Origin of the sequence: Bradyrhizobium pachyrhizi, from assembly GCF_001189245.1 — a bacterium.
Taxonomy (GTDB): Bacteria; Pseudomonadota; Alphaproteobacteria; order Rhizobiales; family Xanthobacteraceae; genus Bradyrhizobium; species Bradyrhizobium pachyrhizi.
In genome coordinates this window covers 102,611-119,948 of the sequence record NZ_LFIQ01000081.1, presented here as the reverse complement: position 1 = coordinate 119,948, position 17,338 = coordinate 102,611, and the positions used below count along the sequence as shown (strand labels likewise).

The window sequence follows — 17,338 nt, the reverse complement described above, 5'->3', positions numbered from 1 at the left end:
ATTGAGCGAGGCGAACGGATCCTGGAACACGATCTGCATCGAGCGCCGGTACGGTCGCAGCGCGGTCTTGCTGAGCGACGCGATGTCCTCGCCATCCAGCTTGATGGCGCCGCTGGTCGGCTCGACCAGCCGCAGCACGGTGCGCGCCACCGTCGACTTGCCGCAGCCGGATTCCCCGACCAGCCCGAGCGTCTCGCCGGCGCCAAGCGCGAAGCTGACGCCGTCGACCGCATGCACGGTGCCGACCTGCCGGCGCAGCACACCGCCGCGCACCGCGTAGTGCTTGACGAGGTCGGTCACCTCGAGGAGCGGGCGCTGCTCGGTCATGACGCCTCCGCTATCTCGCCGGCGCGCCAGCACGCCGCCCAGTGATTGCTCTTGGTCTCGTCGAGCGGCGGATATTCCTGACGGCAGCGGTCGACTGCGAGCTTGCAGCGCGGTGCGAAGGCGCAGCCGGGCGGCAGCTTGGTCAGCGACGGCACCATGCCGGGGATTTCGACCAGCCGGACGTCCTCTCTCGCGTCGGGCGAGGGCACCGCCGGGATCGAGGCCATCAGCCCGCGGGTGTAGGGATGCAGCGGCGTCTCGAACAAGGATTCAACCGTCGCCTCCTCGACCTTCTTGCCGGCATACATCACGATCACGCGCTGCGCGGTCTGCGCGACGACGCCGAGGTCGTGGGTGATCAGGATCAGCCCGGTGCCGAGCCGCTGCTGCAGATCGACGATCAGCGCCAGGATCTGCGCCTGGATGGTGACGTCGAGCGCCGTGGTCGGCTCGTCCGCGATCAGGAGCGCCGGCCGGCACGCCAGCGCCATCGCGATCATGGCGCGCTGGCGCATGCCGCCGGACAGCTGATGCGGATATTCCTGCGCGCGGCGCTCCGGCTCCGGAATGCGCACCAGCCGCAGCATGTCGACGGCCTGCTTCCAGGCCTCCTTGCTGCTCACCTTCTGGTGCAGCCGCACCGCCTCGATGATCTGGTCGCCGATCCGCATCACCGGATTGAGCGAGGTCATCGGCTCCTGGAAGATCATCGAGATGCGGTTGCCCCTGATGTCGCGCATCGCGGCATCGTCGAGCTTCAACAGGTCGGTGCCCTCGAGTGTCACCGAGCCGCCGACGATGCGGCCGGGCGGATCGGGCACCAGCCGCATGATCGATAGCGCGCTGACGCTCTTGCCGCAGCCGGATTCGCCGACGATCGCCAGCGTTTCGCCGCGGCGGACCGAGAACGAGACATCGTCGACCGCGCGGAACAGGCCGGAGTTGGTGAAGAACACCGTTTGCAGGTTTTTCACCTCGAGAACCGTATCGAGCGTCTTGGTCTCGCGCATCAGCCGCGCTGCCTCGGATCGAGAATGTCGCGCAACGCGTCGCCGAACAGATTGGTGCCGAACACCGCGAGGCTGATCGCAATGCCGGGGAAGATCACCAGCCACGGCGCGGTGCGGACATATTCGGCGGCGGATTCCGACAGCATGCGACCCCAGGACGGATAAGGCTCGGGGATGCCGAGGCCAAGGAACGACAGCGACGCTTCGGTCAGGATGGTCGAGCCGAGCTGCGCGGTGGCGAGCACGATCAGCGGTGCGATGGTGTTGGGCAGCACGTGGCGCAGCGCAATCCGCATCTCGCTCATGCCGATCGATTTGGCGGCCTCGACGAACGGTTGCTCGCGCAGCGCCAGCGTGTTGGCGCGGATCACGCGCGCGACCGTCGGGATCAGGGGAATTGCGATCGCCAGGATCACGTTCGGCAGCGAGGGACCGAGCGCCGCGGTCATGACGAGTGCGAGCACCAGCAGCGGCAGCGATTGCAGGATGTCGGTCACCCGCTGGAATACGAGGTCGACCCAGCCGGAGAGATAGCCGGAGGCGAGGCCCACGATCACGCCGAGCGTGGCGCCGAGCGTCGTCGAGCCGATGCCGACGGCAAGCGAGATCCGCGCGCCATGGATGATGCGGCTCCAGACGTCGCGGCCGAAGGAATCGGTGCCGAACCAGTGCAGCGCGGACGGCGCAGCCAGCCGGTGCGCTGAATCGACGCTGAGCGGATCGTAGCGGCTGATGACGTTGGCGAAGATCGCGGTCAGCACGAACAGCAGCATGATGACGAGGCCGACCGTGCCGAGCACGTGGCGCTGCGCGAGGAACGCAAACCGTCCCCAGCCACCGGTGGCGTTGGCCCCGGCACGTCGCAATTCGCTGTCGAAGTTGATCGTTGCCAAGCGCTCAGTCTCCAAACCGGATACGCGGGTCGATCGCCGCATAGAGCATGTCGACGATGAAATTCACCACCACCACGACGACGGCGATGAACATCACGAGGTTCTGCACGATCGGGTAGTCACGCCAGCGCAACGCCTCGACCAGGAAGCGGGCGATGCCGGGGATGTTGAATACGGTCTCGGTGACGATAAGCCCGCCGATCAGGAACGCGGCCTCGATGCCGATCACGGTGATGACGGGCAGCACCGCGTTCTTCAGCGCGTGGTGATAGTTCACCGAGGCCTCGGAGGCGCCCTTCGCGCGCGCGGTGCGGATATAGTCCTGGCGCAGGATTTCCAGCATCGAGGAGCGGGTGATGCGCATCGTGAGCGCCGCGCTGCGGAAGCCGACCGCCATCGCCGGCACGGCATAGATGGTCAGCGCCTCGAGCCAGGTTTTCGGGTTTGGATTGAAGATCGGCATGGTGCCGAACAGCGAGACCGAGGCCATCAAGATCAGGAGGCCGAGCCAGAAAGACGGCAGCGACAGGCCGCTGAGGCTGACGACGCGCAGCGCATAATCGAGCCTTGAGCCCTGGTGGACGGCGCTGATGACGCCGAGCGGAATGCCGATCGAGGCGGAGAACAATAGCGCCAGTCCGGCAAGCCGCGCCGTGATCGGAATCCGCGGCAGGATTTCCTCCAGCGCCGGCTTTTCCGAGACGTAGGAATAGCCGAGGTCGCCGTGCAGCAGGCCGCCGATCCAGTGCAGATACTGGATTACGATCGGCTGGCTGAGGCCAAGCTCGCGCTCGAGATTGGCCTTGTCGGCGGGGTCGACGAAGCCCGCGGCGTCGAACAGGATGTCGACGATGTTGCCGGGAACGACGCGCAGCAGCACGAAGATGATGACCGAGATCCCGAACAGGGTCACCAGCATCAGGAACAGCCGCCGCACGATATAGGCAAACACCCTGGCTTTTCTCCCTGATCCCGTCCGTATCCAGACCTACTTGTCCAGCCAGACGTCTTCGTAACGATAGCCGTTATAGGAGCTGTTGGACATGATCGTGACATTCTTCACGTAAGGCTGCCAGCAGGTGCCGGTGCGGGCATGGAAGATGATCGGCCGCGCGACGTCTTCCTGCAGCTTCTTGTCGATCTCCCAGACCAGCTTCTTGCGCTTGTCGACGTTGGTCTCTTCCGACTGCTGGTCGAACAGCTTCTCGATCTCCTTGTTGCAATAGTTGGTGTAGTTCCGCTCCGAGCCGCAGGCATAGTTCTCGTAAAAGGACTGGTCGGGCTCGTCGACGGCATTGCCGGTGAGGTTGAGGCCGAGCGAATAGTCCTTGCGGGCGATCTTCGGGAACCATTGCGCGGTGTCGACGACGTCGAGCTCGGCGTCGATGTAGATGCTCTTGATCTGGTCGATCAGGATGATCGCGGGATCGCGATAGACCGCGATGTTGCGGGTCGAGACCTTGATCTGCAGGTGCTTGTCCGGGCCATAGCCCGCCTTCTGCATCAGCTTGCGGGCTTCCTCGCGGTTCTTCTCGATGTCGGGACCGTAGCCGGGGATCTGCTCCAGCATGTCCTTCGGCATCGCCCACAGCCCATCCGGCGCCGGCTCCATGGTACCGCCGATGTCGCCCTGGCCCTCGAACATGATCTGGATGAACGCCTTGCGGTCGAGCGCCAGCGCCAGCGCGCGGCGGATGTCGAGATTGTCGAAGGGCGGCGCGGTCGAATTGATGATGATGTTGGTGGAGACGTTGTTCGGTTCCACCACGCAGACCGCATTGGGCGCCTGCGACTTGACGTCCTTGAGCAGCGGGATCGAGACCTCGGTCGGGAACGTCATGTCGAACTTGCCGGAGACGAAGCCGAGGATCGCGGTCGAGCGGTTCGGGATGATGGTGAACTCGATACCGTCAAGATAAGGCAGGCCCTTCTTGAAGTAATCCGGGTTCTTGGTGAGCTTGATCGATTCGTTGGCCTTGAACTCGACGAACTTGAACGGGCCGGTGCCGACCGGCTTGGTGCGCATCTCGGCCGGCGACACATGGCAGGGATAGACCGGCGAATAGCCCGAGGCGAGCAGCGACAGCAGCGCCGGCTGCGGCCGCTTCAGCTTGAACGACGCCTCATAGTCGCCGTTGGTCGTGACCTCCTCGACCTGCTCGTACCAGGACTTGCGCGGATTCTGCCGGAACTTCTGCTGCGACTTGCCCATCAGCATGTCGAAGGTGCATTTGACGTCGGCGGCGGTGAACGGCTTGCCGTCGTGCCATTTCACGTCCTTGCGCAGCTTGAAGGTCAGCGTCTTGTTGTCGCCGCTCCAGGCCCAGCTTTCCGCAAGCTCGGGCCTGATCGTGCTGGCGCTGTTCTGGGCGATGTGCTGGTCGAAGATGACGAGATTGTTGAAGATCGGCATGAACGGAACGTTCAGCGAATAGGTTGCGCCCTCGTGGATCGAGGCGCTGCCGGGGCTGTCGCGGTGATAGATCCTGAAGATGCCGCCCGGTTTCGGCTCGGCTGCGCGTGAAACGTCGCTGATGATCAGCACAGACAACACCGCGACGGCCAGCGCTTGCACGCTCCGCATGGTCCCCTCCCACATTTCGGTCTCAATGGCCGATTGGCATCGACGATACCACGGTGAGGCTGTCGGGCAACCAGCGAGGATCGCGTGGGGATTGGCAATTCGGATGACGCCAGGACATTAAAATTTCCACGGATCGGGAATAATGGCTGTGATGGCAGGGAACCTGGGTTGTTTTGCTATGCAGCGGTGAAACTCCGTTTGATTCGGTTGCCAACGCCGATGCGGGCGGGTGAAGCGGGCTGCAATCAGCGACAGTATGTCGCCGACGTGTCGCACAATTTCTTCTTCCGTCATCCTTCGAAACGCAGAATGACGGTGAAGCGGCATCACCATTCACCTCACTCCGCCGCCTGCGGCGAGGGCAGGTGCATGTTGGCGACGCCATCGGCCGCGGTCGCCGAGATCGTGGTGCGGATCATCAGGCGGCCCTCATGCGCCGGCCAGGGGCGGCCGCGATGCATGGTGGCGCGGTTGTCCCACATCACGACGTCGCCCTGCTTCCATTGATGCAGATAGCTGACGCCGGGGGCGGTCGCGGCTTCGGTCAATTGCTCGATCAGCGCCTTGCCGGCCTCGGCATCCATGCCCTCGACGCCATAGGCATGGGAGGCAAGATACAGCGCGCCACGGCCGTTGACGGGATTGCGCCAGACCATGCGCCAGCACACCGGCGGCAGCGCGTCGACCTCTTCAGTCGTTGCGAGGCCGGTCGCCACCTTGCTGCGCGAATGCGCGTAGGAGTGCCAGGCGAACGAGTTCTCCAGCCGTTTTGCCGTGTCCTTGTCGAGCCGCTCGAAGGCAAGCCGCATCGAGACGAATTCGGTCTCGCCGCCATGTTCGGGAATGATGCGCGCCGACAGGATCGAGGTCAGCGCCGGCACGCGCTTGAAGGAGGAATCGGTGTGCCAGAGCTGGTTGGCCCTGGCGCGCAGCTGCTGCCGGTGATCGGATGGAACCACCTTGCCGTCAGGCCCGAAGGTCGAGAGGATCACGAAATGCGAGCCGGTGCCCATCGAGCCCACCTTGGTCACCTCGGGCGGGCCGAACCGGCGCGAGAAGGCGAGCTGGATGTCGTCGCTGACGTCCTGGCCGCGGAACACCAGCACCGAATGTTCCTCGAACGCCGCGCGCACCGCCGCATAGGCGGCATCGCTGGCGGCAACGTCCGACAGCGTGACGCCGCGCAGCTCGGCACCGAAGCCAGGTTCCAGCGGGATCACTTCCATCGCAAGTCCTCCCGTTTCTTTGTTGTTGCCGCAAGCCTAGGACAGTGGCGCGACAGCGGCAAATTCGTCATGCGCGGAGCTGATCCGCATATCCGTCACACGATCCGCGAGGTCTTGTTGCCCCAATAGCGGTCACGCAGCAGGCGCTTGTAGAGCTTGCCGGTCGGCAGCCGCGGCAGCTCGGCCTCGAAATCCACCGAGCGCGGCACCTTCTGGCGCGACAGCGAGCCGGCGCAGAACGCGATCAGTTCCTCGGCGAGCTCCGGCCCCGGCGCGATGCCGTCGACCGGCTGCACCACCGCCTTCACTTCCTCGCCGAGGTCGACATTGGGTACGCCGAACACCGCGGCGTCGGCGACCTTGGGGTGAGTGATCAGGAGATTCTCGCATTCCTGCGGATAGATGTTCACGCCGCCGGAGATGATCATGAAGGTGGCGCGATCGGTGAGATAGAGGAAGTTGTCGTCGTCGACATAGCCGACGTCGCCAACCGTGCTCATGCTGCCGTCGGCCGAGCGCGCCTCGCTGGTCTTGGCGGGGTCGTTGAAATATTCGAATGGCGTGGCGGTCTTGAACCACACCGTGCCCGGCGTTCCCTTGGGGCAGGGCTGCATGTTCTCGTCGAGGATATGCAGATCGCCGAGCAGGACCCTGCCGACGGTGCCGCGATGCGCGAGCCACTCCTCGCTGTTGCAGGCGGTGAAGCCGAGGCCCTCGGTCGCGCCGTAATATTCGTGGATGATGGGACCCCACCATTTGATCATGTCGTCCTTGACCAGCGCCGGGCAGGGCGCGGCGGCATGGATCGCGATCTCGAGGGTCGACAGATCGTAGCGGGCGCGAACCTCCTCGGGCAGCTTCAGCAGACGCGAGAACATGGTCGGCACCAGCTGGCTGTGGGTGATGCCCCATTGCTCGACCAGCTGCAGATAGCGCTCCGGGTCGAAGCTCTCCATGATGACGACCGTGCCGCCCATCCGGATGGTGAGATTGACCGCGGCCTGCGGCGCCGAGTGGTAGAGCGGCGCCGGCGAGAGGTAGACCATGCCCTCGCGGTAGTGCCAGAGCTTGGTCAGGAAATCGAACAGCGGCAGGTTCTGCGACGGCGGTTGCTCCGGCAGCGGCCGCACGATGCCCTTGGGCCGGCCGGTCGTGCCGGAGGAATACAGCATCGCGGTGCCGGCAAATTCGTCCGCGATCGGCGTTGCCGGCAGGCCTGCAGTCGCCTCTCGCAGCCCGACAATGCGATCGCTCTCGCTTTCGCCGTCGACCACGATGCAGAGCTCGACCTGCGGACACTCCTTCAGCGCCTCGCGCGCGATGTCGAGCTTCAGCTTCGAGGTGATCAGGACTCGCGACTGGCTGTTGGTCAGGATGTAGGCGAGCTCGCCCGCGGTGAGGTAGGAGTTGACGCAGGTGAAGTAGAGCCCGGCGCGCTCGCCGGCGCTGCAGGCCTCGAGGTAGCGATTGTTGTTCTCCATGAAGATCGAATAATGGTCGAGCCGCCGCAGCCCCTGCTTGCGGAACAGATGCGCGAGCCGGTTGGAGCGCGCCTCGAGTTCACGATAGGTGACGGTCTCGCCGGTCCCGGCCATGATGAAGGCGGGTTGCAGCGGGCGCAGGTAGGCATGCTTGCCGGTGTACATCGAACTCCAGATCCCCCTTGATCGTGCTTGTTCTCGTTTGACGCGTTTTTTCACGCGAAACGGTACCGCTTCGCTCGAAAAACGCTCTATGCAGCCATCTCCAGAATCTCGCGAACCTGGGATGGATTGTCGATCTTGCGCGGATTGCGCGGCACCCAGGGCGTTCGCATCGCTTGCTTTGCGATGCGGTCGAAATGCTCGGGGCCGACGTGGACCTCCTGCAGGCTGCGCGGCATGCCGAGGTCGCGGATGAAGCGGTCGAGCACGTCGCCGGCGTCCGCGCCCGCATGTCCCATTGCGGCCGCGACCAGCGCCTGCCCGTCGGCATTGTCGCGCTTGTTCCAGCGCATCACCGCGGGCAGCATCACGCACGAGGTATAGCCGTGTGGCACTTCGAACTCGGCGCCGAGCACGTAGCCGATGCCGTGGCTCGCGCCCATCGGTACGCCCGAGGCGAGCGGGCCGGTGGAGAGCCAGGTGCCGATCTGGCAATCCATTCGCGCCGAAATATCCTTCGGGTCGGCTTTCACCCGCGGCAGGCCGGCTGCCAGCATCTCCAGCCCCTTCAGCGCCTGCGCGTCGCCGTAGGGATGCGCCTCGCGCGAGCAGATGCCTTCAACGCAATGGTCGACGGCGCGGATGCCGGTCGACAGGAACAGCCATTCCGGCGTGTGCACCGACAGTTCCGGATCGAGGATGGTGGCGCGCGGCATCACCAGCGGATGGCGCAGCATCTCCTTTTGCCGCTTGGCCTCGTTGGTGACGCCGGCGATGGAGGAGAACTCGCCGCCGGCGATGGTGGTCGGCACGCTGATCTGGCGCACGGTCGGTGGATTCATCGCGGGCGAGACGCCGCCATGGGTGCGGATCGTTTCGATGCCGTCAGCCGTCGTGACGTTGTTGGCGAGGCAAAGCTGCACCGCCTTGGCGCCGTCGGTGATCGAGCCGCCGCCGATCGTGACGATCAAATCCGCTTTCGCGCCGCGCGCCTGCTCTGCCGCCGCGATCACCGCGGCGCGCGGCGTGTGCGCCGGCATCTTGTCGAAGGTGCCGACGCAGCGCCGCCCAAGCGCCGCGCGAACCTTTTCGATCTCGTCGGTCTCGCGGTTCAGCGTGCCCGACACCATCAGAAAGGCGCGCTCGGCGCCAATCCGGTCCAGCTGCTCGACGATGGCCTCACGCGCGGGCCGCCCGAACACGACCTCGTCCATGGCGCCGAATACGACACGGCCTTGATGCAAGCGCCTGTCCTCCCTCAACACGATCCGCCTTGCCGGCGGTCCTTTGCGGCGAGGTTAGCGGAGGAAATCGGGGCCGTCATCAGGGCTCTGGGCCGGTTGCGGGTATGGTCGTGCTGCCTATTCCACTGTCGTCCCTGCGAAAGCAGGGACCCATATTCCGCGGCGTTCGTTGTTGAGGGAACTCGTCATTTCAGCCTCGCTCACTAATGACCACTCGTGGTTATGGGTCCCTGCTTTCGCAGGGTCGACAGCGAATTTGTGGCGCGGCTTGTGAGCCATGCGTCAGCATCCTCGCGGCGCGATGCGTCCGAGTCTTGCGTTTACTTGCCTCCTATCGAAGCAGAGGGCGCAGGCAAAGCCGGTTGGCGATCTCGCGCTGCGCTGCCCGTCAGGTCCTTTTTGTCGCGCGAGGCGGCACGCGGCGTGCTACAGCTTCGGGACCAACAGGGGCAGCGCATGACATCCACCGTCGATCTGGCGAAACTGCATATTGATGACTTCAGGCCGCATCGGGATGCGGAGTTCGAGATGCAGGCGGAGAGGGATCGCGTCGTGCCGCTGAATCTCACCAAGATCGAGCCCGCGGGCAACAGCGGCCGGCCGGGCGGCGCGTTCTCGCTGCTGTTCACGGCGCCGAAGGGCGCATGGCTGCCGCAGGCGATCTATCCGGTGCGGCATCCGGCATTGGGCGTGATCGAGATGTTCCTGGTGCCGATCGGTCCGGTCGCGCACGGCAATGGTTATCAGGCGATCTTCACCTGACGCTCTGCCGCCCGCCAGCGCATCAGGTCGTAGACGCCCTTGTCTTCCTCGGTGATGAAGCCGAGCCTCCGGTAGAGCCGCATCGCCGGGTTGAGCTTCTCGACGTGGATCGAGACGTCCTTGCCGGCGGCCTCCGCCTCGTCGATCGCGTCGCGCAGCAACGCTTCGCCGTAGCCTCTGCCACGATGCTCCGGCAGGAAGGCGATGTCGATGATGCGGTGCTGGCTCGGCCAGCGTTCGAGATAGAACCGGCCGACGTCTTCGCCCTGGCGCGCGATCACCAGCCAATCGGCGTTCGGATAGTGCTGCTGGTAGTGCGCGTGCTGGGCGCGGAATTGCTGCTCGAGAAAGGCGGCCTTGTCGGCCTCGCTCCACGGCACCGGCGCAAGTTCTTCGGCGCGCGTCGAGGCATAGAGGCGGCTGAGGAACGGCAGGTCCGCCTCCGACAGGCGGCGAAAGCCGCAACCGGCTTCGGCCGCGCGCGCCCAGCCGAAGGCGGGCGTGATGGTGCCTGGCGCGTCGAGAGCCAAAACGAGCTCAGCCTCGCGCCGGGAAGACGCCCTGCAGTGCGATGCAGAAGTTCAGCGTGAGGTAAGGCTGCATGTTGTTGTGCGGAAGGTTTCCGCCCGTCATGCCGATCATGGTGGCGTTCATCTGCGTCAGTGTCGGCGCCGGGCTCCCGGGCACGTAGGCGAACGCGTTGGCCGATTTGCCGAGGATGCGGGTCGGGCTCGGGACTTGAACGTCGGCCGTGTCCTGCGTGCCGACGTTCACGGGGTGGTTGTGCTGCGGTATTTGGTTTTGCAGCAGCGTCACATTGGGAGAGCCGGTGGTCTCCCCGAGGTCATACAGCGACAGCCCCGGGCCCTGTCCGGGCGCGAGCGGCGCGTTGCCCTGCATGTTGGGAAGCGCGAAATTCGTCGTGCCGTTGCCGCCATAGGTGACGCCGAGCAGCGAGAACAGCGCCGTGTTCTGCGAGATCGGCAGGATCTGGCCGCTGCAGAAGGCCCAGCCCTTGGGAGCGAAGTTGAACGGAAAGATGCGGATTTCGGCGACGAAGGGGTCGGCCATGGTGTCGCGCTCCTAGCCCTGGCTCGGAAAAATGCCGTACAGCGAAATGATGAAGGTGACGCAAAGGAGCGGCTGCAAATTGCTGTGCGGCAGGCTTCCGCCGGTATTCGTCAGCATTCCGCTTGCCATGGGCCCGTCGGGCGGCTGGCCGTCGATGTACATCGCGATGGTGCCGGTCGTCTGATCGAGAATATTTCCCTGCGGGTTCGACGCGGTGCCGGTCTGCTTCGCGGCGATGAAGGCGTGCGAATGCTGCGGGATCGTCTGCGTCGTGAGTGTTACGTTTTCGACGCCGCCAGTCTGCCCCATGACATAGGTCGTGCCGCTGCTGGCGGTGCCCGTGTGGATTGGCAAGCGGCCGCGCAGATCGGGGACCGCGAAGGTGGATTGGCCGTCGCCGCCATAGGTGGTGCCGATCAGGGTGAACAGCGCGTCGTACTGGGAGATCGCCAACAGGCTGCCGTCACAGAAATTCCATCCAACCGGGGCAAAGCTGCCGCCGAACATACGGATCTCGCCCACAAAAGATTCTGACATCGGCGCTTCTCGTCAATTCTGCGAGGGGAAAATGCCCTGGAGGGCAATGCTGAAATTGATCGTCAGGAACGGTTGCATGTTCTGATGGGCCTGGCTGCCGCCGGCATTGCCCACGGTTAATGGATTGAGCGGGGTGATGTCGGTCGTCGACGTGCTGTAGCCGTTGTTGAAGGCACCGAGATAGGCCCCCGAATCGAGCGGCTGGCTACCGTTGCTGTTGGTGGCGTTGGCCAAATGATTGTGCTGCGCCATCTCATTGATCGTGAGCGTGTGGCTCTCCTCGCCGCCGCGTTGGCCGAGCGTATAGCCGGGGCCCATACTGATCGGCACCCGGCCTCGAAGGTCGGGCAGGCCAAAAGTGACGCGCCCGTCCCCGCCATAGGTCGTACCCAGCAACGAGAACAGTGCCTGATTCTGAGCGATGGGAAGCAGCTGGCCGTTGCAAATTGCCCAACCCTTGGGCGCAAAGCCGAACGACATCATGCGGACTTCGGAAAGAAACGGATCGGCCATCGGTCCTCCGCGAATACGTCGTACGATTTGTGAAAAATTCGAAGCAATGATGCTGCGTGTGCAACGTCTGCACGATAGCGTGTTTTACGGCTAGTGCAACCTCAACGATTGTCGGGTTTCCGCGATTTTTTCAATTCCGCGGCCGCGCGAGCCATTCGCAGTTCGCGACGAGACGGTATCGCCGCTGACGGGACCGTTGTCACGAATCGGACATGTCCAAGCGGACATCATGAGGCGATTGAAGTTTGCCGGGTCGACGGAAGCGTGGATCTCATCTATCTGGGGCAACGCCAGCCGCAACGGTTCGGCAGGCGTTGTGTAGTCGATACGATGCCCGGTCAGACGATCAGGTCATGGTGCAACTGGGCGTGGTTGTCGGTCGGCGTGCCGCCCATGGCGGCGAACGTCGCCTCATGGCCGACCCACCATGGGGTGCCGGCATTGGCATGCCCGCTGAACAGATCGGACCAGGTCTGGGTGTTCGCGGCCAGGTCCGCGTGGCTCGTGCTGGCCTGCGACGGCGTCTGGGTGAACGACGAGAAGTCGAAGCCGTCGCGGTTCAGAGTCGAGGATGTGTTGCTCTGCATCGGCATCGCCTTCGCCGATCCCACGTTGGCCTGCGTGACATCCGCGGCGGTTGGGAGCCGCCGCTCGCCGTCGGCCAGACTGATATACATCAGGTCATTGACGTCGGATGACGACGTCAGGTCGGGGAGGCCGAGCACGTGTCCCAGTTCATGGACCACGGCGGTCAATAGATCGAGATGACCGGCTGCGGCCGTCGACGAATCGGTCTGCAGGTCGGAGCCGGAAGCATTGAGCGCGTGGGTGAACTCAAAATTGTCAAACGGTGTCGAATCGACAAACCAGCCATGGCCCGCGGCGTCGGCATCGATCGTGATGTGGCCGGCGCTTTCCAGGCCGACGACCTGGCCGGCGAGATCAGCGACGCTGAAGGTGACGGCATGCAGCGCCGCCAGTTGATCCGCGTCCACGCCAGCCTTCGCCCATTGGGTAATGGCCGCCGAGACGACCGAGTCGAGCTGGCTTTGCGTCAGGTGGGTTTCACCCGGGGTCGCGACGGCGGCCTGCACGCCGCCATCCGCGGCGAGCAGCGGCGATGAGCCGAACCCGTTTGTGCTGCCCGCCGTGACGCTGATCGTCGGCGCCGTGGTGACCGTGTTGTGCGCCAGGACGTAGGCTGAAATCGCGGCGGTATCGGTCGAGCCGCCGCCGTAGGACGTGCCGTCGCCCGCGTGCAGGCCGACGGTGGTATCGAAGCGATCGCGCAGCCGAATATCGGTGCCGCCATTCGCGCCCGAACCAAGGAACTGATTTTCCTGGGCTCCGGTGCCGCCCAGCGTCAGCGAGACGCTCTGCGCGTCACGTGTGGGCGTGCCGACCGTGCCAGCGTTCAGCTCGAAGCCATGATTGCCGAACGCGCCCGGATTGGACGCCGTGTTGCCCATGACGATCGCGGTCAGCAGTGCGTTGCCACCGTCCACGGCGTCGCCGGTCTGCAGATAGATACCGTCGTCGTTGTACTGGTACAGATGGTTGTTGGTGATTGTCACGCTGGAATTGGCGCCGCCCATGGTGACGAAGCCGATGTCGCTGCCCTGGGCGGAGCCGCTGTTGGCGACGCCCGCGACGCCGATCGTGTTGGAATCGATCGTTCCGTTAAACGAGCTTGCTCCCGATCCAGTGCTGATGCCGAGCGCGGTGCCGAGGGCATCGCGCATCGTGTTGTTGGCGATGTTGAAGGTCAGGTTGGCGTGGTCGCCGGTTCCGCCGGAACTGATGGTGATGCCGCCACCGCCCGAGACGATGTTCTGGTTGTTGTTCGAGAAGCTGTTGCCATTCAGCACGAGGTCCGAGCTGACGCCGCCGTGCAGGTCGAGCTGGAACAGGTCGCCGCGTGCCGACGTGAATGTTGAATTCTGAACGGTCGCGTTGAATGTTCCGTCGGTGGCCTGGAACACCAGCGCATCGCCCGAGCTGTTTCCGGCTGCCGAATTGGTCGCAAAGGTCGAACCGGTGATGGTGATGCGGTTGAGTGTCTGACCACTGTTATTGAAGACGTGGAACGCATCGAGCGCCGCGCCCGTGAAGGTGGAGTTCGTCACCGTCGCCGAGCCGGACAGGCCGGTGAAGTAGACGTCGCCTTCGCCGATGCCGCCGACATTATCGCCGTTGGTGCCGGTCACCGTGGTGTTGCCGAGCGCAAAGCCGGTGACGTTGGTGCCGACGATGCCGTAGTTCTGGAAGTCGTGCATCGCCAGGTAGGAGAGCTGAACGTCCTTGGTGTTATTCAGATAGACGCCGGTGCCCTGCGTGGTGCTGCCGTCGGCGCCGGTCTTGTTGGCGATGGTGCCGCCGCTGCCGGCCGTCGAGCCGTCGCCGGTGATGTGCAGGCCGCCATTGCCGGCGGCCGTGCCGGTATTTGACAGGATGATGCCGTTGTTTGACCCGCCGCTCGAGGTGATGCTCTTGAGGATGAGGTTGGACGAGCCGATCTGGGTATTCTCGACATCGAGCGCGGTGCCGGTGCCTGACGTGATGGAGTTGTTGGTGCCGGTCAGCGTGATGGTGCCGCCATGCGTGAAGCTCATGCCGGTGCCACTGGCAGTCTTGACCGTGATGTCGGACATCGTGACGGTGCCGACATTGAAGCCGTCGTCGCTGATGCCCATGCCGGTCGAGGCCGAGGTGTCGATGCTGACGCCGCTGATGCTGTGGCCGGACGTGCCGAGCAGGTCGATGCCGTTGTCGGCACCGGTCACCTTGATGACCGGATCGGTCCCGGTCGCGGTGTTCGCGGTCACCACGGCGCCCGTCACCGGATTGGTGAACGTCAGGGAGTGACTGCCGCCGACCAGGTTGACGCCATTGGCGAGGTTGATGCCGTTGGCCTCGGTATAGGTGCCGGACCTCAGCACGACATAGTCGCCCGAGCCCGCCGGATTCGCCGCGTTGTAGGCGGCGATCGAGGTGTATGGATCGGCCGCGGTGCCGAGATTGGCGCTGTTGGCCAGCGCCGTGGGCGAGTTGTCGATGTAGAACACCTGTGGGACGACGCCGACGTGGAAGGTCTGGGCGCCCGACGTGAGCGGCCCGCCGGTGCCGGTATTGCCGTTGTCGTTGATGTTCAGCGTGACGGTGTCCGAGCCGGTGAAGCCGTCGTCGCTGTTGTAGGTCAGCGTCGCGAGCGCGGTGTTGACCTGCGCGACGGTACCGGTCAGCGTCACCGTGTGGCTGCTGTTGTTGGTGAAGCTGGCGAGCCCGGCGGTATTGAAGGTCAGGTTGGCATGGCTTGAGGCAATCGTCGCCGTGACGTTGCCGCTCGCGGCATCGATGTCGGCGACCGAAAGCCCTGAAATCGCGAGATTGGTGTGCGAAAACGCCGTGCCGATCGAATTGTCCGCCGGCACCGACGCGGTGGGTCCATCGTCCACCGCGGTGACGCTTCCCGTCGTCGATCCTGTCCCGGTGTTATTGCCGCCATTGGCGGTGCCGCCGTCGTCGTGCACGGTCAGGCTGTAGGACCGCGCGGTAGTGTCGGGGTTTTCGCTGGTGTTGTTGAACTGGATCAGGTCCAGCGCCGCATTGTAGTGCGCAACCGTGTCGGTGCCGGTGAAGCTGATCGTTTCGGTGCCCGCGGTGCTGGTGATCTCGAAGTGGATGCCGCCGATATCGCCGCTGTTGCCGGCGTGGCCCGCGATCGACAGCGCATCCGACGGCTTCAGATTGTTCAGCACGAAGGTCGCATCGGTCAGGTTGTTGCCTTCGGCGTCCGTGATCGTCAGGTTCGGCGTGATCGTGACCGGCGTCGAGTTCGCTGCCGGCGTGCCGTTCGGCGGCTCGGAGAAGCCGGTGATGGCACCGAAGCTCACGACCGGCGCATCGTTGACCGGGGTGACATGGATGGTCGAGGTCGAGGTGTTGCTATTCGCCGAGCCGTCATTGACCGTGAAGCTGACGGTGCGATCCGCGCCGGACGGATTGTCGCTCGAGTTGAAATAGGTGATGGAATCGAGCGCGGTTTTGTAGTTGGCGACGCTGGAGTTGCCGGTCAGCGTCAGCACGCCGGTCGCGGAATTGTACGAGCCGGTGATGCCGTTCTGGTTGACGAAGCCGAGCACGTCCTGGCCGGCGGCGAAGCCGGTGATCTGCACCGTCGCGCCGGTCAGGTTGGCGCTGTCGACGTCGGTCACGTTGACCGACGCATCGATCACGGTCGCGGCCTGGTTTTCGGTGTAGTTCAGCGTGCCGCCGGCGGTCGTGACCGGCGGATCGTTGACCGGCGTGACGTTGATGGTGCCGGTGACCGGCGTTGAGTTCGCCGTGCCGTCGTTGGCAATGATCGTGACGGTGCGTGCCAGGCCCGACGGATTGTCGCTGGTGTTCTGATAAGTCACCGAGGCGAGCGCCGCCTGATAATCGGCGACACTGGCGGTGCCTGTCAGCGTCAGCATGCCGGTTCCCGCATTGAACGAGCCGGTGATGCCGTTCTGGGACGTGAAGGCGAGCACGTCCTGACCGTTCGCGTAGTTACCGGTGATCTGCACGGTCGCGCCGGTCAGCGTAGTGTTGTCGACGTCGGACACGGTGATCGCCGGGTCGAACGCGGTCGCGGCCTGGTTCTCGGTGTAATTGAGGGTATGACCGGCGGTGACGACGGGCGGGTCGTTGACCGGGGTGACGTTGATGGTGTCGGTGACCGGCGAGCTGTCGAGCGTGCCGTCATTGGTCGTGATGGTGACGGTGCGCGCCAGGGCGGACGGATTGTCGCTGGTGTTGATGTAAGTCACCGACGCCAGCGCGGCCTGGTAGTTCGCGACGCTGGAGGAGCCGGTCAGCGTCAGCGTTCCGGTTGCGGCATTGAACGAGCCGGTGATGCCGTTCTGGTTGGTAAAGCCGAGGACATCCTGGCCGCTGGCATAGTTGCCGGTGATCTGCACCGTCGCGGACACCAGATTGGCGTCGTCGCCGTCGGTGACGGTGATCGCCGAATCGATCACGGTCGCGGCCTGGTTCTCGATGTAGTTCAGCGTGTGGCCGGCGGTGACGACCGGCGCCTGGTCAACCACGACGGCGATGGTGAAGGTCTGCTGGCTGTGCAGCGTGCCGTCGCTCGCATCGACCGTGACGTCATAGGACGGGTCGGCAATGTTGATCTTGCTGGGATCGGCGACCGTGATCTTGCCGGTGGTCGCATCGATGGTGAAGCCGCCGCCGGAGGTGTCGCCGACCAGCGAATAGGTCACGGCGGGGCCGTTAACGTCGGTCGAGGATGCCGTGACGCTGGTTCCCGCGCCGACCGGTGCGTTGACCGCAACGCGGTTGACGCCGGCGTCGGCATCGACCGGCGTCGATGGCGCGACGTCGGTGACGGCGATGGTGAAGGTCTGCGAGCTCGTGAGCAAACCGTCGCTGGCCTGCGCGGTGACGGTGTAGGCGTGCCCGGCCGGGCTTTCGTAATCGATCTTGGAGCTGTCCGCGACGGTGATCACACCCGTCGTCGCGTT

The 17,338-nt window shown here is 64.5% G+C and carries 15 protein-coding genes; 1 reads left to right on the top strand and 14 read right to left on the bottom strand.

Translation table 11 applies throughout. The features are described 5' to 3' along the window. The 9 genes from AKL29_RS45030 to AKL29_RS18220 all read right to left on the bottom strand — a co-directional run. The coding region (locus tag AKL29_RS45030) for an ATP-binding cassette domain-containing protein (protein WP_244482147.1) at window positions 1-327 on the bottom strand (327 nt) is incomplete at its 3' end. Beyond that, window positions 324-1,337 carry an ABC transporter ATP-binding protein gene (locus AKL29_RS18250; RefSeq protein ID WP_050385084.1) on the bottom strand — a complete coding sequence of 338 codons (1,014 nt, stop codon included), beginning with the start codon at window positions 1,335-1,337 and terminating at the stop codon, window positions 324-326. The genes AKL29_RS45030 and AKL29_RS18250, both read right to left, overlap by 4 nt. After that, window positions 1,337-2,230, bottom strand: coding sequence for an ABC transporter permease (locus AKL29_RS18245; RefSeq protein ID WP_016848340.1), 894 nt, complete (start codon window positions 2,228-2,230; stop codon window positions 1,337-1,339). Before AKL29_RS18245 ends, AKL29_RS18250 begins: the two co-directional genes overlap by 1 nt. Before the next feature lie 4 nt (window positions 2,231-2,234). Then, complete coding sequence (locus AKL29_RS18240; RefSeq protein ID WP_028335293.1) at window positions 2,235-3,182, bottom strand: ABC transporter permease; 948 nt, start codon at window positions 3,180-3,182, stop codon at window positions 2,235-2,237. Window positions 3,183-3,218: 36 nt separating this feature from the next. After that, a complete protein-coding gene (locus AKL29_RS18235; RefSeq protein WP_050385083.1) occupies window positions 3,219-4,814 on the bottom strand; it encodes an ABC transporter substrate-binding protein in 1,596 nt (531 codons plus the stop codon). Window positions 4,815-4,931: 117 nt separating this feature from the next. Beyond that, entirely contained in the window at window positions 4,932-5,147 is a 216-nt protein-coding gene (locus tag AKL29_RS42010; protein WP_152977646.1) for a hypothetical protein, read from the bottom strand. Between the two features lie 5 nt (window positions 5,148-5,152). Then, window positions 5,153-6,040: a TauD/TfdA dioxygenase family protein gene (locus AKL29_RS18230; RefSeq protein ID WP_050385082.1), complete on the bottom strand. Its 888-nt coding sequence runs from the start codon at window positions 6,038-6,040 to the stop codon at window positions 5,153-5,155. A gap of 95 nt (window positions 6,041-6,135) precedes the next feature. Beyond that, on the bottom strand, window positions 6,136-7,686 hold the full coding sequence (locus AKL29_RS18225) for an AMP-binding protein (protein ID WP_050385081.1): 1,551 nt from the start codon (window positions 7,684-7,686) through the stop codon (window positions 6,136-6,138). 86 nt (window positions 7,687-7,772) lie between these two features. Next, a complete protein-coding gene (locus AKL29_RS18220) occupies window positions 7,773-8,927 on the bottom strand; it encodes an iron-containing alcohol dehydrogenase (protein ID WP_050385080.1) in 1,155 nt (384 codons plus the stop codon). A 456-nt stretch (window positions 8,928-9,383) separates the two neighbouring features. On the opposite strand from AKL29_RS18220, the gene AKL29_RS18215 reads away from it, so the two are divergent. Further along, the gene (locus AKL29_RS18215) at window positions 9,384-9,689 is read left to right on the top strand and encodes a DUF6916 family protein (protein ID WP_050385079.1); all 306 of its coding nucleotides are present in this window, start codon (window positions 9,384-9,386) and stop codon (window positions 9,687-9,689) included. Here the strand turns inward: AKL29_RS18215 and AKL29_RS18210 are convergent. The 5 genes from AKL29_RS18210 to AKL29_RS42865 form a co-directional block, all read right to left on the bottom strand. Then, on the bottom strand, window positions 9,671-10,219 hold the full coding sequence (locus tag AKL29_RS18210; protein ID WP_244482146.1) for a GNAT family N-acetyltransferase: 549 nt from the start codon (window positions 10,217-10,219) through the stop codon (window positions 9,671-9,673). The genes AKL29_RS18215 and AKL29_RS18210 overlap by 19 nt on opposite strands. A 7-nt stretch (window positions 10,220-10,226) precedes the next feature. Next, a complete protein-coding gene (locus AKL29_RS18205; protein WP_028335300.1) occupies window positions 10,227-10,760 on the bottom strand; it encodes a phage tail protein in 534 nt (177 codons plus the stop codon). 12 nt (window positions 10,761-10,772) lie between these two features. Continuing rightward, window positions 10,773-11,267 (bottom strand): phage tail protein, encoded by a 495-nt coding sequence (locus AKL29_RS18200; protein ID WP_244482145.1) that lies wholly within the window; start codon window positions 11,265-11,267, stop codon window positions 10,773-10,775. Window positions 11,268-11,309: 42 nt separating this feature from the next. Next, window positions 11,310-11,810, bottom strand: a complete 501-nt coding sequence (locus AKL29_RS18195) for a phage tail protein (RefSeq protein WP_050385077.1) — start codon at window positions 11,808-11,810, stop codon at window positions 11,310-11,312. 338 nt (window positions 11,811-12,148) lie between these two features. After that, window positions 12,149-17,323 (bottom strand): beta strand repeat-containing protein, encoded by a 5,175-nt coding sequence (locus tag AKL29_RS42865; protein ID WP_210168328.1) that lies wholly within the window; start codon window positions 17,321-17,323, stop codon window positions 12,149-12,151. Between the last annotated feature and the right edge of the window lie 15 nt (window positions 17,324-17,338).